Annotated in this window: 1 protein-coding gene; it reads left to right on the top strand. The window is 33.1% G+C overall.

The genetic code is table 11. From position 1 onward, the window contains the following. Positions 1-7 precede the first annotated feature (7 nt). Positions 8-20,017 carry a non-ribosomal peptide synthase/polyketide synthase gene (locus ABNT65_RS15450; protein ID WP_348746240.1) on the top strand — a complete coding sequence of 6,670 codons (20,010 nt, stop codon included), beginning with the start codon at positions 8-10 and terminating at the stop codon, positions 20,015-20,017. The last annotated feature ends 86 nt before the right edge of the window (positions 20,018-20,103 follow it).

The raw sequence follows: 20,103 nt of genomic DNA on the forward strand, positions 1-20,103 counted from the left end.
TTAAGTAATGAATACAGAAATTTTAAACATCCTAAAAGAAGCAAAACAGCAAGGTGTAAAAATAGGCGTTAAAGGAGATTCCTTAACGGTAAAGTCTGTGGCTCCTATTAATTCTGAGTTACTTCAAAAAATAAAAGAATATAAACCACATATAATTAAATATATTGAGAATCTTAGATCTAAAAATAAAACAAGTGCCTTAAAAAAGGTAACTCCTTATGATAGAGAAACAATTACTAAGATTCCATTATCTTTTGGCCAGGAACGTTTATGGTTTGTGGACCAACTACAAGGAACAGAGGCATATCATATGCCTTTTGTACTTCGCTTTGAAGGTGAATTAGAAGTAGAAATTTTAGAACAAGCTTTTAGAAGTGTTGTTTCACGTCATGAAATATTACGTACTAATATTTTATCAGAAGGAGGTGTTGGTTATCAAGAAATTATAAGTTCGGAAAAATGGACATTAGCTAAGGAAAAGGTATCAGAAGATATGTTAGAAGAACATTTGAGTATGTATTTAACTACTCCTTTTGACTTATCTACTGATTATAAATTAAGAGCTTGTTTGTATGATTTAGGAAGTGAAAAATATGTTTTAGCAGCTGTATTTCATCATATTGCGAGTGATGGTTGGTCTGAAGATATTTTGATGAATGAGTTTACAGTAATGTACGATGCATTGCAAGCTGGTAAAGAAGCAAACTTACCTGAATTAAGCCTACAATATTCGGATTATGCAGTATGGCAACGTAAGTATTTAGAAGGAGAAGTTTTAAACTTTCAACTTTCATATTGGGAAGAAAAATTAAAAGATGTAAATAATTTATCCTTACCAACAGATTACCCTAGACCTTCTGAACAGAGTACAGCAGGAGATTACGTCTCTTTTGGGTTAGATAAGGAATTAACTCAATTGCTTAATGCTTTGTGCGAGAAAGAAGGAGTAACACTTTTCATGGTGTTATTATCTGCTTTTAAAGTATTATTATCTCGTTATAGCGGACAAGAAGATATTTGTGTAGGAACTCCTATTGCAAATCGTACACAGTCAGAACTAGAAGGAATGATTGGGTTCTTTGTGAATACTTTGGCACTTCGTGATGATTTAAGTGGGAACCCTAAATTTACAGATGTATTACAACAAGTAAAGGAAACTACTTTAGAAGGATATGACTACCAACTAGTACCTTTTGAAAAGATTGTAGATAAAGTAGTAACTACTCGTGATATGAGTATGACTCCTCTGTTCCAGGTAATGTTTGCATTACAAAACACTGGAGGAAATGATACTGTAGAAGAGTCAAATGAAACGGAGAATGTTTCAGAAAACCTTGCTATTTCTGAATATGAGTTTGATACGGTTAGTGCCATGTTTGATATGACATTAAACGCGACAGAAAATTCTCAAGGTATCTCATTAGAAATGATATATAGCACAGCTTTATTTAATAAAGCTACTATTGAAACATTATTAAGTCATTATCAAGAGTTACTGAGAAGTATTGTAAAAGATGCTACACAGCCTATTGGTAACTTATCAATGCTAAAAAAAGAAGAGGAAACAAAATTAGTAACAACTTTCAATGAAACTTCAGTAGTTTATCCAGAAAATAAAACGGTTGTAGATTTATTTTTAGAACAAGTAAAAAATACACCAGAAGCTACAGCAGTTGTATATGAAGGTGAAGAGTTAAGTTATAAAGATTTAGACTTCCGTTCTAATCAATTAGCTCACTATTTAGTAGAAAATCATAATCTTAAGGAAGGAAATTTAGTTGGAGTAGTTTTAGATCGAAGTGATTGGTTAATTGTTTCATATTTAGCAATTTTAAAAACAGGAGCAGCATATGTTCCTATTGATCCAGCTTATCCAGAAGATCGAAAAGAATATATTTTTAGTAATAGTGAAAGCAAACTTCTTATTGATACTGATTTTATTAAGGAATTTGCAGAAACACAATCAGAGTACCCAGAAAACTTACCAGCAATTACAATTGATCCTTCTGATGTAGCCTATGTAATTTATACTTCAGGAAGTACAGGGAAACCTAAAGGAGTACTTATTGAACATAAAAATTTAGTCCATTTATGTTTCTGGCATCAATCAGAATATTCAGTAACCTCATCAAGTAAAGGAACTCTATTTGCAGGTATTGGTTTTGATGCAAGTGTTTGGGAAATTTATCCATACTTACTCACAGGAGCAAGTTTATATCCAGTTTCAGATAACATTCGTTATGATCTGAACTTATTTACAAGTTTCTTAAATGAGAATGTTATAACACATGCTTACATTCCAACATTATTATGTGAACGTTTTGTAGAGGAAGACATTTCTTTGCCTAACATTACCATTTTAACTGGAGGTGATACTTTAAAATTAACGAAGGCTACAGATCTTAGAATTTATAATAACTACGGCCCTACGGAAACTACTGTAGTAGCTACAAGTTGTCAAGTTGCACCATGTGACACTTCGATGTTAAAACCACCTATTGGAAAACCTATTCATAATACACAGGTTTATATTTTAAACAGTGAAGATCAATTATTACCTATTGGAGCAGTAGGTGAATTATGTATTGGAGGAAATGGAGTAGGAAGAGGATATTTAAATAATGGCGAATTAACAAGAGAAAAGTTTGTTGCTAATCCATTTAAAGAAGGAGATAGAATCTATAAAACAGGAGATTTAGCCAGATGGTTACCAAATGGTACTATTGAGTTTATAGGTAGAAAAGATAATCAGATAAAGATTAGAGGTTACCGTATTGAATTAGGAGAAATAGAGGAAGCTTTATCAGGATTAGCTATAGTAAGCCAAAGTTGTGTGTTAGCTAAAGAAGATACTAATGGTAATAAACGTTTAGTAGGGTATGTAGTTCCAGAAGGAGTTTTTAATAAAGAACTTATAGAGGAAGAATTAACTACAAGTTTACCAGATTATATGGTTCCAAAGCTATGGGTTGAACTAAAAGCAATGCCTTTAACAAGTAATGGAAAGCTAGATAGAAAAGGACTGCCAGAACCAGATATTTCTATGTTGTCTACGCAGGAATATGTTGCACCTCGTACAGAAGTAGAAGAAAAATTAGTGGCTATATGGCAAGAGCTATTAGGAGTAGAAAGAGTTGGAGTTTATGATGATTTCTTTGAATTAGGAGGACATAGTTTATTAATTATTCAATTAATAGCTCGTATTCAAAAAGAAGGTTACCATATTGAGGTTAAGGATATTTTTGTAAAACCTACTATTGCAGCTATTAGTGACAAACTATTGTCGGCAGGTACAGCTTATCAAGTTCCAGCAAATGGTATTACTAAGGGAATAGATCGTATTACTCCAGAGATGGTTCCTTTGTTAAACTTTTCTCAGGAAGAGATAGATAAGGTTGTAAATGCTATTCCAAGTGGAATTTCAAATATTCAAGATATATATCCATTATCACCATTACAAGAAGGAATTTATTTTCATTATTTAATGAGTGATAAAAATGAAGGAGATCCATATATATTACCTAATTTATTACTGTTTACAGAGAAAGAAAAAAGAGCTGATTTTATAGAAGCTTTACAATTTGTAGTAAACCGCCATGATGTTTTACGCACCTGTATTTTAAATGAAGGATTACCTGAAGCAGTTCAGGTAGTATTGCATGAAGCACCATTGTCAATAGAAGAAATAAAAACAGACTCCTCTAGAGATATACCGTCTCAACTACAAGAAATAGTTGAATCAGGAAAACAGTGGATGGATGTTTCAAAAGCTCCTTTATTGGAATTAAAGTACTCTGATGATCCAGATAATGATAGTTATTATTTATTAATTAACAATCATCACTTAATAATGGATCATGTTGGTTTGGAGAAAATAATGGAAGAAATAACTACCTATTTATTAGGTGAGAAAAATACACTTCCAGATCCTGTTTTATACAGAGATTTTATAGGTCATACGTTACACCAACAATCAACTAATGATAGTGAAACTTATTTTACGGAATTATTAGGAGATATTGAAGAGCCAACGTATCCGTTTAATTTATCTGACATTCGAGGTAATGGTACTGAAATTATAGAAGCAAGTATTATGTTGCCAGAAAAATTAAGTAAAGAAATACGAAGTGTTTGTACTGACTTGGGAATGACTCCTGCAGTTTTATTCCATGCAGCGTATGGAATTGTAGTGGGGATGAGTAGTAACAGGAAACAAGCACTGTTTGGGTCTTTATTCTCTGGAAGATTGCAAGGTGCATTAGGAGCAGCAGATTCATTAGGATTATTCATAAATACATTACCTTTAGTATTCAATATAGAAGGAACTGTTGTAGAATATTTACATCAAGTAAAATTAAGATTAGGGGAGTTATTACCGTATGAACAAACACCATTATCAAGAGTTCATGGATTATCAGGTATTTCAAATGAAGTATCATTATTTAGTTCATTATTAAATTATCGTCACTCTTTTGTTTCTTCTGAAACCGAAGAAAATGAGCTAGAAGAAAATACTTCAATTGACCCAGGTGTAGAACTTATAGGGAATCATGAGCGTACAAATTATCCATTTTCATTATCTATAGATGACTTGGGTGAGGATTTTGGAATGACTGCACAAATGGATCCTAGTATTAATCCAGAGCGTATACTTTCTTATATGGAAGTGATATTAACGCAACTTTTAGAAGGATTAAACAAAGGAATTACTGTTGATAGCCTATCTATATTAACTCAAGAAGAAGAAGCTCAATTATTAGAGGTTTTCAATAATAACACTGTTGCTTATCCGCAAGATAAAACATTAATAGATTTATTTAAAAACCAAGTTAAAGCCACTCCAGAAGCAATAGCTTTAATTTATAATAAAGAGAAACTTACCTATAAAAAATTAGATGAACTTTCTAATCAATTAGCTCATTATTTAATAACCAATTATAAGATTAATAGTGAGAATCCAATAGGAGTAACCTTAGAACGAAACGAGTGGTTAATAATATCATTATTAGCAGTTTTAAAAACAGGAGGAACTTATGTGCCGATTGATTTAGCGTATCCAGAGGAAAGAAAAGAATACATTATTAAAGATAGTGGAAGTATTTTTGTCATAGATGAAGTAGTCATAAATTCATTTAAAGAAAATAATTCAAGATACTCTGTTGATACACTTGATGTTGAGGTGAAATCAAGTGATTTAGCGTATATAATTTATACTTCAGGAAGTACAGGGAAACCCAAAGGGGTAATGATTGAGCATCGTAGTATCATTAATACAATTTTGTCTCAAATAGAGGCTTTTTCTATTGATTCTAAAGATAACTGTTTACAGTTTGCAAGTCCATCATTTGATGCCTCTATTTGGGAGATAGGAATAGCACTTTTAAGCGGATCTAGCTTATGCATTATTGAAGAAAATAGAAAGTCAGATATAGCATTTTTCAAAGAGTTTGTTCAACAAAACAATATTACGTTTGCTACTTTACCACCTGCTTTTTTACAATTATTAGAAGTTGAAGATTTAGTAGGCTTACAAACATTAGTTACAGCAGGTGAAGCCATTCCATTAGGAGTAGCAAAGGATTTTTCAGCTGAATATAAGTATGTAAATGCTTACGGTCCAACAGAAACAAGTATATGTGCAACAACTTTTAATGGGGAAATAAAAGACATAGTACCTATAGGAAAACCTATTGATAATACACAGATTTGCATTTTAAGTGAAGCCAATAACCTATTACCACTAGGCGTTGTGGGTGAGTTATGTGTTGGAGGAATTGGAGTTGCTAGAGGGTATTTAAATAAGGAAAACCTAACTAAAGAAAAGTTTATCGATAGTCCTTTTAAAGAAGGAGAAAAAGTATATAAAACTGGAGATTTAGCTAAATGGTTGCCTGATGGAAATTTGGAGTTTATAGGTAGAAAAGATAATCAGGTTAAAATACGTGGATATCGTATAGAATTGGGAGAAGTAGAAAGTGCTTTAGCTTCATTGACATCGGTGCATCAATCTTGTGTATTAGCTAAAGGAGAAGGAGCTAATAAACGTTTAGTAGGTTATGTAGTTTCAGAAGAAGTTTTTGATAAAGAAAAATTACAAGAAGCACTTAAATTACACATTCCAGAATATATGATCCCTACCTTATGGGTAGAATTGGAGGAAATGCCAATTACAAGTAATGGGAAGATAGCAAGAAAGCTATTGCCAGCACCTGAAGGAATTGATTTCTCAACTAGAGAATATATAGCACCAAGAAATCAAACTGAAGAACAATTGGTTGTTATTTGGCAAGAGTTATTAGGAATTGAACGTATAGGAGTATATGATAATTTCTTTGAGTTAGGAGGGCATAGTTTGTTAGCAACAAGATTGGTTTCAATGATTCGTAAAGAGTTAGAAATTGAGGTTGCTATCCGAGATATTTTTGAGTATACCACTATTGCTAGTTTAGGGTTACATTTACTAACTTGCTCAAGAGGAACAACTTTACCAGTTGTAATTATACAAGATAAAGAAGGAAATTTACCATTATCATTTAGCCAAGAACGTTTATGGTTCTTAGATCAATTACAAGGAAATAGTATAGAATATCATATTCCAATTGTACTACGCCTACATGGAAATCTAGATATAAAAGCTGTTGAAGAATCGTTACGTACAATTATAGATCGACACCAAATACTACGTACCGTTATTTATGAGCAAGAAGGAGTAGGATATCAAAAAACAATCCCATCTCATGAATGGTCATTGCAGAAAGTTGTTACTTCTGAAGAAGCAGATTTAGAAAAAGAGATAGGTAGTTTTATTAGCACACCATTTAATTTATCTAAAGACTACATGTTACGTTCTTGCTTATATGATTTAGGAGAGAACAAATATGTATTGGCTTGTGTGTTACATCATATTTCAAGTGATGGTGTTTCGGGAGGAATTTTAATGAATGAATTTATGGAAGTATATAGCGCTTTACAGGAAGGTAAAGAAGCAATACTTCCAGAGTTAAGTTTACAATATGTAGATTATGCTATTTGGCAACGAAAATATTTTGATGGAGAAGTTTTAGAAAACCAGCTGTCTTATTGGGAAGAAAAACTAACAGGAGTTAGTACATTGTCGCTACCATTAGACTATGCTCGTCCCGCTATACAAAACAATGAAGGAAAAAACTTAGTTTTAGAATTAGGCGAAGAGTTAACAACAACTATAAACTCCCTATGCAAACAAGAAGCAGTAACGCCATTTATGTTCATGTTATCCGCTTTCAAATTGATGTTATCACGTTATAGTGAGCAAAATGATATTTGTGTAGGTACACCTATTGCAAATAGAACACAGTTTGAGTTAGAGGGAATGATAGGGTTCTTTGTAAATACTTTGGCACTTCGTAGTGATTTAAGCGATAATCCAAGTTTTAAAGAAGTATTAGCAAGAGTAAAGGAAACCACCTTAGGAGCTTATGACCACCAGTTAGCACCTTTTGAAAAGGTAGTGGATCGCGTGGTAACTGATAGAGATATGAGTATGACACCGTTATTCCAAGTAATGTTTGATTATCAGAATAATGAAGAGGAATCAGGTGAAGAGCAAGTAAAGGCAAATGAAGAAGAGGAGCTTTCAATTTCTCAGTATGAAAACCCTGAAACTACTGCTCAATTTGATTTAACGTTGAGTGTCTTTGAAGAGGAGAAAAATATGTTGCTTAATATAGGGTATTGTACTGCTTTATTTAAAGAGGACACTATTGTACGAATGCTAAAGCATTATAAAGAGTTGTTGTTGAGTATTGTAAAAGATACTGAAAAATCAATAGGAAATTTATCAATGCTTACTCAGGAAGAAGAAACAGAATTATTAGAAGTTTTCAATGAGAATAAGGTTGATTATCCACTAGATAAAACAGTGGTTGATTTATTTGTAGCTCAAGTTCAAAAATCACCAAAAGCAGTTGCCGCAACTTTTAAAGGAGAAGAGTTAACCTATAAAGAATTAGATGAGCGTTCTAACCAGTTGGCTCATTATTTAGTAGAGCAAGGAGTACAAGCAGATGATCTTGTAGGAATTTGTATAGATCGAGGATTGGATATGCTCATTGGTGTTTTAGCAATATTAAAATCAGGAGGAGCTTATGTACCTATCAAACCAGATTTTCCAAAGGATCGTATTGCTTATCTTTTAGAGGATACAGGCTGTTCTTTATTAGTAACAAACACCACAAGTAAAGAAGTTTTATCTTCTTTAACAGGTACGGTTAACTTAGTTGTCTTAGAAGAAGCAGTATCAAATTCAGCGTATCCAGTTACAGCATTAGAGTTGTCACACAAAGCTACTGATTTAGCGTATGTAATTTATACTTCCGGAAGTACAGGATTACCAAAAGGAGCTATGATTGAACATGCAGGATTATTAAATCACTCATTGATCATGATTGATGAGTTGAAAATGACTAATGAAAGCGTAGTTGCCTTTACAGCCCCATTTACCTTTGATATTTCCGTATGGCAATTGTTAAGCGGATTATTATGCGGAGGTCGTATAGCCATATACAGTGAAGACGAGATTTTAGATTTAGAAGCTTTCCAAAGCTCATTATCAGAAAATAATATAAGTCATTTACAATTAGTACCATCTTATGTAGCAAGTTTATTAGAAAGCGGAGAAGAAGTAGTAGGTTTATCCAATCTAGCATATTTCTTAGTAACTGGAGAAGCAGCTACAAAATCATTATTAGATAAATGGTTCTCATTATATCCATCCGTACCTGTGGTAAATGCTTATGGACCAGCCGAGGCGGCAGATGATATCACGTTACATATCATGAATGAGTCTCCAAGCGGAGTTGTAGTTCCAATCGGAAAGCCAGTAGCCAATATGGATGTTTATGTGGTAGATAAGTTTGATAACTTATGTCCTATTGGAGTTGTAGGAGAATTATGGACAAGTGGAATAGGAGTAGGACGAGGTTATTTAAACCGAGAAGAATTAACCAAGGAGAAGTTTATTACCAATCCATTTATTTCTGAAGGAGGGAGATTGTATAAGACAGGTGATTTAGGAAGATGGTTACCAGATGGTACATTAGAATTTGTAGGACGCTCAGATGATCAGGTAAAGATTCGAGGATATCGTATAGAATTAGGAGAGATTGAAAATGCTTTATCAATTGTAGAAGGAGTTCAAAACAGTTGTGTACTAGCTAAGCAAGATACCATTGGTACAAACCGTTTAGTAGGTTATATAGTTTTAGAAGATGGGTTTAGTAAAGCGAATATTCAAGAGACATTAAAGACTAGCTTACCAGATTACATGGTTCCATCTATATGGGTTGAGTTGGATGAAATGCCATTAACAGCCAATGGTAAGATAGACCGAAAATCTTTACCAGAACCAGATCTATCAGAGTTGTCAAGTAGAGAATATGTAGCACCTAGCAATGACGTTGAAGAAAAATTGGTGAAAATATGGGAAACTTTATTAGGAGTAAATAAAGTAGGAGTATATGATGATTTCTTTGAGTTAGGAGGTCATAGTTTGTTGGCTACTCGTTTAGTTTCGATGATTCGTACAATATTGAAAGTAGAAATTTCTATCAGAGATGTTTTTCAATATACTACCATTTCTTCATTAGGAGCTCATATATCTGCGCAACCTAAGGGAGCAATGTTACCAACAATAGTAGCATCAGAAAGACCTTTGCGTATTCCATTGTCATTTAGTCAAGAACGTTTATGGTTTTTAGATCAATTACAAGGTACTTTAGCGTATCACATGCCTATAGTATTACGTTTGGAAGGAGTAATAGATGCAACAATTTTAGAACAATCTTTCAAAAAGGTTATTGCTCGCCATGAAGTATTACGCACTAATATTCTATCAGAAGAAGGATATGGTTATCAGGAAGTAATGTCTGTTGATAATTGGTCTTTGGCTCAGGAAACAATAGAAGAAGAATCAATAGAGGAAAGTATAAAAGAATTTATAGCAGTTCCTTTTGATTTATCAAACGATTATAAGCTAAGAGCTTGCCTATATGATTTAGGAAATAATAAATATATTCTAGCATGCGTATTGCACCATATAGCTAATGATGGTTGGTCAGAAGATATTTTAATTAATGAATTTACAACTATTTATAGTGCTTTAGATTCCAAAATTGAAATTCCGCTTCCTGAGTTAAATATACAATATGCAGATTATGCAATATGGCAACGTAAATATTTTGAAGGAGAAGTTTTAGAAAATCAACTATCATACTGGGAACAAAAATTAAGAGGGACAAGTGTTTTAGCTTTACCTACAGATTATAACCGCCCATTAACTCAAAGTACAGAAGGTTCTAGTGTCAGTTTAAGGTTAAATAAAGAGCTAAGTGCTTTAATAAAACCATTATGTGAACGCGAAGGAGTAACGCCATTTATGTTCTTATTGACAGCATTTAAAGTACTGTTAAGTCATTATAGTGGTCAAGAGGATATTTGTGTTGGAACACCTATCGCAAACCGTACGCAATCTGAATTAGAAGATATCATTGGGTTCTTTGTAAACACGTTGGCATTACGAAGTGATTTAAGTGACAATCCAACTTTTAAAGAGTTGTTGTTAAGAGTAAAAGAAACAACTTTAGAAGGATATGATAATCAATTAGCACCATTTGAGAAAGTTGTAGATAGAGTAGTTACTACTCGTGATATGAGTATGACACCTTTATTCCAAGTAATGTTTACATTACAGAATGAGGAAGGAACTTCCGAAGATGTAGAAGAAACAAAAGAACTTTTAGTTTCACAATATGAATCTGATATTGTTAACTCTCAGTTTGATATTACCTTTAATATCTCGGAAGAAAATCAAGATTATCTATTAGAAATGATATATAGTACTACATTATTTAATAGAAGTACTATAGAACGTATGCTTTCTCATTATCAAGAATTGTTAGTTAATATTATAAAGGATATTGATAAAACTATATACAAGTTATCAATGCTAACACAAAATGAGGAAGTTAAATTATTAGAAAGCTTTAATACAAATACTGTAGATTATCCACTAGAAAAAACATTGGTAGATTTATTTACAGAGCAAGTAGCTAAAACACCAGGATCAATAGCGGTAGTTTATGAAAATGAAAGTTTAACTTACCAAGAGTTAGATGAGCGTTCAAACCAATTAGGACATTATTTACGAGCTAAAGGAGTAAAACCAGATGCATTAGTAGGTATTTGTTTAGAACGAAGTTTAGAGATGTTGATAGGTATTTTAGGAATTTTGAAATCAGGCGGAGCTTATGTTCCAATTGACCCTGAATATCCACAAGATCGTATAGACTATATGTTGAGTGATGCCAATATGAGCATTGTATTGACAGTTGATAAGGTTAGTCAAGAAGTATTAGGAAATAGAGAAGGAATTATTGCTATTTCATTAGATAGAGAATGGAGTACGGTTGCTAGTTATTCATCTGAGGTTCTAAGTAATGTTATCACCTCAGAAAACTTAGCTTATGTAATTTATACTTCAGGAAGTACAGGTAATCCAAAAGGAGTAATGAACCAGCATAATGGTATTGTAAACCGCCTGTTATGGACACAGTCAGAGTATCAGCTAAAATCAGATGATACGATTTTACAAAAAACTACTTTTAGTTTTGATGTTTCGGTATGGGAGTTATTATGGAGTTCAATTTGTGGATCACGATTAGTTTTTGCAAAACCAGAAGGACATAAAGATGCACGTTACTTAAAAGAAATAATAGAAGCAGAGACAGTTACTACAATTCACTTTGTACCATCAATGTTACGTGTTTTCTTAGAAGAGATAGCTACAGGAGATTGTAGTAGTTTACGTAGAGTTATTTGTAGTGGAGAAGCCTTACAAGTAGATCATGTAAACCTATTTAAAGAAAAATTACCTAATGTTGAGTTACATAATTTATACGGACCAACAGAGGCAGCCATAGATGTTAGTTACTGGGCGGTTCCTTTAGATGAACCAATATCAAAAGTATTAATAGGGCGCCCTGTGGCCAATACAAGTCTACATATATTAAATGAAGCTATGAACTTGGTTCCAGTAGGTGTGGCAGGTGAGTTATGTATTGGCGGAGTTCAGGTAGCAAGAGGTTATCATAATAAAGCAGCATTGACCTCAGAAAGATTTGTAGCCAGCCCATTAAAAGAAGGTGGTCGTTTATATAGGACAGGCGATTTGGCAAGATGGTTACCAGATGGTACCATTGAATATATTGGAAGAATAGATAACCAAGTTAAGATTCGTGGTTATCGAATTGAATTGGGTGAGATAGAAAATATTTTATCTTCTGTAGACTCAGTAACTCAATGTTGTGTATTGGCCAAGGAAGATGCTATAGGTAGTAAACGATTAGTCGGTTATGTAGTAGTAGAAGGTGAATTTAATAAAGATGTTATACAAGATGAGTTAAAGGAGAGTTTACCTGACTATATGGTTCCTGCCTTATGGGTTCAATTAGAGGAGATGCCATTAACTGTAAATGGTAAATTAAATAGAAAAGTATTACCAGAACCTGATAGCTCGATGTTATCTACTAAAGAATATGTTGCTCCACGTAACGAAACTGAAGCACAATTAGTAGCTATTTGGCAAGAGTTATTAGGAGTAGAAAAAATTGGTGTACATGATGATTTCTTTGAACTAGGCGGACATTCCTTATTAGCTACTCGAATGGTTTCTTTAATTCGTAAAGAATTAGAGAAAGAAATTGCTATTAGAGAAGTATTTGAATATACTACAATAGAAGATTTAAGTTTGTATGTAAAAACGTTATCTAAAGGAGTATCATTACCAGCTATTGTAGCAGAAGATCGCCCAAAGCAAATTCCATTATCTTTTAGCCAGGAGCGTTTATGGTTTTTAGACCAATTTGAAGGCACCTTAGCTTATCACATTCCAACAATAATTCGTATAGAAGGAAAACTCGATATAGCTGTATTAGAACTAGCTTTAAAAACAATTGTTAACCGCCATGAAGTATTACGAACTAATTTATATTCTGAAGAAGGAATAGGATATCAAGAAGTTGTTAGTGCAGATAACTGGGCTTTAGATAGAGAAGTTACTACTGAAGGAAGTGCTTTAGAGTCAAAGATTCATACCAATCTAACTACTCCGTTTAATTTATCAAGTGATTATAAGTTAAGAGCTTGTTTATATGATTTAGGAGATAATAAATATGTGTTAGCTTGTATTTTCCATCATATTGCTAGTGATGGTTGGTCAGAAGAAATTTTAACCAATGAATTTGTAGAGTTATACGATGCTTTAAAATCAGAAAGAGAAGTTGCTCTTACAGAGCTGGATCTACAATATGCAGATTATGCTATTTGGGAACGTAAATATTTAGATGGACAAGTATTAGAAGCACAATTGTCATACTGGGAAAATAAGCTTACAGGTGTAAGTACGTTGGCACTGCCTACAGATTATATACGTCCATCTGTACAGAGTATGGCAGGAGCTAACTTATCATTAGAATTAGATGAAGAACTAAGCAAATCATTAAAAGAACTATATCAGCAAGAAGGTGTTACATCATTTATGTTTTTGCTATCATCTTTTAAAGTATTGTTAGCACGCTATAGCGGACAAGATGATATATGTGTGGGTACGCCTATAGCAAACCGTACACAATATGAGTTAGAGGGAATAATTGGGTTCTTTGCAAATACATTAGCTCTGCGTAGTGATTTAAGTGGGAATATAAGCTTTAGAGATTTATTAAAAAGAGTAAAAGAAACAACCTTAGCAGGATATGATAATCAATTAACTCCTTTTGAAAAAGTAGTGGATAGAGTAGTGACTGCTCGTGATGTGAGTATGACTCCATTATTTCAAGTGATGTTTGATTATAATAATGATACTGAAAAAACTGAAGGAGAAGAAGTTGAAAATAAAGGTTTAGAGGATATCTTTATAGCACCATATGAATATTCTGAAACAACAGCACAATTTGATTTAATGTTTAATGTAAACGAAGACGAATCAAATATTTCTTTGAATATAGTGTATTGTACAGATTTATTTAAAGAAGCTACTATTGAGAGAATGTTAGCGCATTATCAGGAGCTGTTAAGAAGTATTATTGTTAATATTGAGGAGCCTATTAATAATTTATCAATGCTTACTCAGCAAGAGGAAACAGAGTTATTAAATGTTTTCAATGATACAACGGTTGATTATCCTTTAGATAAAACAATAGTAGACTTATTTACCGATCAGGTACAAAAATCACCAGATGCTGTTGCAGCTGTATTTGAAGGTGAGGAGTTAACTTATCAAGAATTAGATGAACGTTCAAATCAATTAGCACATTATTTAGTTGAGCAAGGTGTACAACCTGATGATTTGGTTGGGATTTGTTTAGAGAGAGGATTAGATATGTTAATTGGTATTGTAGCTATTTTGAAATCTGGTGGTGCTTATGTACCTATTAAGCCAGATTTCCCAATGGATCGTATCACTTATATTATTGAAGATACAAACTGTACTATAGTAGTTACAGATTCTTTAAATGAATTTGTGTTAGAGTCATTATTTGAAGAAGATACAATTAATCTAATAGCATTAGATGATGATGATGTTTTAGAGTCGGAATATCCATCAGAAGGATTAGAGTTATCGTACAGTCCTAATAATTTAGCGTATGTAATTTATACTTCTGGAAGTACAGGATTACCAAAAGGAGCCATGATTGAACATGCAGGTTTATTGAATCACTTGTTGATCATGATTGATGAGTTGAAAATGACTAATGAAAGCGTAGTTGCCTTTACGGCTCCATTTACCTTTGATATTTCCGTATGGCAATTGTTAAGCGGATTATTATGCGGAGGTCGTATAGCCATATACAGTGAAGACGAGATTTTAGATTTAGAAGGTTTCCAAAGTTCATTATCAGAAAATAATATAAGTCATTTACAATTAGTGCCCTCTTATGTAGCAAGTTTATTAGAAAGCGGAGAAGAAGTAGCAGGTTTATCCAATCTAGCATATTTCTTAGTAACTGGAGAAGCAGCTACAAAATCATTATTAGATAAATGGTTCTCATTATATCCATCCGTACCTGTGGTAAATGCTTATGGACCAGCAGAGGCAGCAGATGATATCACGTTACATATCATGAATGAGTCTCCAAGTGGAGTTGTAGTTCCAATCGGAAAGCCAGTAGCCAATATGGATGTTTATGTGGTAGATAAGTTTGATAATTTATGTCCTATTGGAGTTGTAGGAGAATTATGGACCAGTGGAATAGGAGTAGGACGAGGTTATTTAAACCGAGAAGAATTAACCAAGGAGAAGTTTATTACCAATCCATTTACTTCAGAAGGAGGGAGATTATATAAGACAGGAGACTTAGGAAGATGGTTGCCAGATGGTACATTAGAATTTGTAGGACGTTCAGATGATCAGGTAAAGATTCGAGGATATCGTATAGAATTAGGAGAGATTGAAAATGCTTTATCAATTGTAGAAGGAGTTCAAAACAGTTGTGTACTAGCTAAGCAAGATACTATTGGAACAAATCGTTTAGTAGGTTATGTCGTTGTTGAGGGTAATTTTAATAAGGAGAGAACTCAGGAAGCATTAAAGGCTAGTTTACCGGATTATATGGTTCCAATGATTTGGGTTGAGTTGAATGAAATGCCACTAACAGCCAATGGGAAGATAGATAGAAAATCTTTGCCAGAGCCAGATAGTTCAGAGTTATCAAGTAGAGAATATGTTGCTCCTAGAAATGAAGATGAAAAACAAATGGCTGCTATTTGGGAAGACTTATTAGGTATAGAGCAAGTAGGTATTCATGATGATTTCTTTGAATTAGGAGGTCATAGTTTGTTGGCTACTCGTTTAGTTTCAATGATTCGTAAAATATTGAAGAAAGAAGTTGAAATAGCTAATGTTTTTGAGTACACAGTAATGTCTGATTTAGCAGCGTATGTAGCTACATTGTCATCAGGAATTTTACTTCCAGCTATAACTGTTGAAGAACGCCCAGAACGAATTCCATTATCATTTAGTCAAGAACGTTTATGGTTCCTAGATGAGTTACAAGGTACTGTAGCTTACCATATGCCTTTGGTAATACGTTTAGAAGGAGGCTTGAATCCAACAATTTTAGAACAATCTTTCAAAAAGGTTATTGCTCGCCATGAAGTATTACGTACTAATATTCTATCGGAAGGAGGAGCAGGTTATCAGGAGGTTATGGAGGCAGATGCTTGGTCATTAGTTCAAGAAGAAATATCAGAAGACGTATTAGAGGAGCATTTAGGAATTTACTTAACCAATCCTTTTGATTTAGCTACTGATTATAAATTTAGAGCTTGTTTGTATGATTTAGGAAATGAAAAGTATGTATTAGCAGCTGTTATTCATCATATAGCAAGTGATGGTTGGTCTGAAAATATTTTGATTAATGAATTTATGGAGTTTTATAGCTCTTTAGAATCAGGAAAAGAAGTAGATCTTCCAGTATTAAGTTTACAATATTCTGATTATGCTATATGGCAGCGTAAATATTTAGAAGGTGAAGTTTTAGATAATCAACTATCATATTGGAAAGAAAAACTATCAGGAGTAAGTGCCTTAGAATTACCTACTGATTATGCTCGCTCTTCAGTACATAATACAGAAGGAGCTAATATAACTATAGAATTAGATGATAAGGTAAGTGCTTCAATAAGACCATTCTGTGAGAAAGAAGGAGTAACATCATTTATGTTCTTATTATCTGCTTTTAAAGTGTTGTTATCACGTTACAGTGGTCAAGAAGATATTTGTGTAGGAACACCAATAGCTAATCGTACGCAATCAGAGTTAGAAGGAATGATTGGATTCTTTGTAAACACTTTAGCATTGCGTAGTGATGTAAATGACAATGTAAGTTTTAGAGAATTATTAACTCAAATAAAACAAACAACATTAAAGAGTTATGATAATCAGTTGGCGCCTTTTGAAAGAGTGGTAGATAGCGTTGTTACTACACGTGATATGAGTACAACTCCATTATTTCAAGTAATGTTTTCACTAGAAAACACCTCTAGTTTCTCTGATGAGCCAAAAGAAGTTGAATCAAAAGAAAATGTAGAAGTAGATATGGGTAATGTGGTAATAGCTCCTTATGATTCTGGAGCTGTAACCTCACAATTTGATTTAACGTTAAATATCTCTGAAGAGGATGAAAACTATTCATTAGAAATAGTGTATAATACATCATTATTCAAACAATCAACAATTGATAGGATGTTAGTTCATTATCAAACATTGTTAAGTAATATTGTAAGAGATGCTAGTCAGTCTATAGGTAGTTTATCTATGCTACCATTGGAAGAAGAAAATCAACTGTTGAATGTATTTAATGAGACTACTTTTGAGTATAGAAAAGATAAATCTGTAATTGATTTATTCCAAGATCAAGTATCAAAAACTCCAGATTCAGTAGCTTTATCCTTTGAAGGATCTGTATTAACATATCAAGAATTAGAAGCACGCTCTAATGAACTAGCTTGTTATTTAGCATCAAAAGGGATAGCAGCCAATATGCATGTGGGTATCCTATTCAATAGAAGTTTTGATATGGTTATAAGTATGTTAGGAATCCTTAAGTTAGGATGCGCTTATGTTCCATTAGACCCATCTTTACCTATCAATAGAATATCACATATTATAGAAGATTCGAGTATAACACATGTAGTTTATAAGGAAGCATCTTTAGTATCAATTATTCCAGATTCATTAGCTATTGAATCATTGAATATAGACGACTCAAAAGGGTATGAAGTCTTAGAAAAAGATATAGAACGACCATTAACCTCAGTATCTTATGTAATGTACACTTCAGGAACTACAGGAGTTCCTAAAGGAATAAGTATCAACGATGAGAATATCATTACGTTGATAAATAATCCATCCAGTGCTATAGCTATCAATAGTTCAGATCGAGTATTGCAATGGTCAAATTATGCATTTGATGGTTGTACCTATGAGATTTTTGGTAGTTTATTAAATGGGGCAACGCTTTATTTAATTCCTAGTTCAGTAGCCTCAGATGCATCTGCATTATCAGAGGTTATAGCTAAAGAAGAGTTAAGTGTTATCTTCATAACAACGGCTTTATTTAATGGATTATCAGAGTATGACGCCTCTTTATTATCAAGTTTACGCTTATTATTATTTGGAGGAGAAAAGGTATCGGTATCTCCGGTTCGTAAAATGTTATCCGGTTTAGGGCCAAATAAAATATTGCATGTATATGGACCAACAGAAACTACTACGTATGCATCCTGTCAAGTAATATCCGAGATTGCATCAGAAGCAGTAACCATTCCAATTGGAAAACCATTAAGTAATACAGGTTTTTATGTATTGAATTCAAGTAAAGAATTAGTTCCGATAGGCGCTATAGGGGAATTATATATCTCAGGAAGTGGAGTTTCACAAGGTTATTTAAATCGAGAAGAGCTAACAGCAGAGCGTTTTATCGCTAACCCATTTAAAGCAGGAGAAACGATTTACCAAACAGGAGATTTAGTTCGTTGGTTACCAGAAGGAGTAATAGAGTTTGTAGGAAGAAAGGATAGTCAGGTAAAAATACGCGGTTATCGTATTGAATTAGGAGAGATAGAAAATGTGCTATCAGAAGTGTCAGGAATTCAAGGAAGCTGTGTAATAGCTAAAGAAGATGGAGTAGGTAATAAACGATTAGTAGGTTATGTTGTTTCAGAAGAAGGATTAGAAACAGAAGCCATAGAATTGGCATTAAAAGCTAGTTTACCAGATTATATGATTCCAAGTTTATGGATACCATTAGAAAGTTTACCATTAACAAGCAACGGAAAGTTAGATAAGAAGGCATTGCCAGAAGTTGATATTACAGGATTATCTAGTGCAGAATATGTAGCGCCAAGGAATGAAGAAGAGGAACAATTGGCAGCTATTTGGCAAGAATTATTAGGAGTAGAAAAGGTGGGTGTACATGATGATTTCTTTGAGCTGGGCGGACATAGTTTGTTAGTAATAAAACTAGTAGCTCGCATCAATGAAGTATTCAACTTTAATATAAATATAGTTAACGTATTTGAATACCCAACCATTGCAGGTTTCTTAGAAAATAGATCATCGAAGAAGCAAACTTTTGATACCAATATACTTGCAGCCTTACAAGATAAAGGAACTCAAAAACCAATCTTCTTAGCACCTCCTGGAGGAGGATTTTATAATTGTTACATAGACCTAGTAAAACAATTAGGAGAAGATCAACCAGTATATGCTTTCCAATGTCCAGGAGTTGATGGAAAGTTACCAATTGCAGAATCTATTGAAGCAATGGCATCAACTTTTATTACTGAATTACAAAAAGTTGATTCTAAAGGGCCATATAGATTAGGTGGATATTCTTTTGGTGGAGTAGTGGCTTATGAAATGGCATTACAATTAAGAGCTAAAGGTTTTGAAGTAGAAGAATTGATTATGTTTGATAGTTCTCTTTTAGATACGCATACTAGAGAAATGGAAGATGAAGATGCTTTATTTAGAGAATTCTTGTTAGAGCAAATGGAAGACCTATTAGGTGAAGATTTTAATAAGTCAATATTTAAACTAAAAGGAAAAACAAAAGCAGAACAATTAGATATAGTTTACTCATTGGCTAAAGAGATTGAAGCAGAAGCCATAGAAGCAGAAATAAAAGGGTTCTTTGAGGTTGCCTTTACTAATGAAAACTATCAATATTTTATTAGAGATGAAGAGAAGTTAGACGCAAAAATTATTTTATTTAAAGCAATGTATATGCCTTCTGAAGATAATAAGGAAGAGGTTGTACCAAATACTGAATATGATGCGTATGATTATGATTGGAATCGTTATACAAATAAGGAAGTAACAATACATCTTATACCAGGAACTCATATTGATATTTTAGAGCCACAACATCTTGAGAAAATCTCAGAATGTATCATGAATAGACAAGAAGCTATCTCTTAATTAAATTTGAACGAATAAAAAAATAACCAAATGAAACCTACATGTGAAAATAATTATTTGAAACATGTAGGTTATATGTGATCATT

This window comes from Tenacibaculum sp. 190524A02b (assembly GCF_964036645.1).
Taxonomy (GTDB): domain Bacteria; phylum Bacteroidota; class Bacteroidia; order Flavobacteriales; family Flavobacteriaceae; genus Polaribacter; species Polaribacter vairaonense.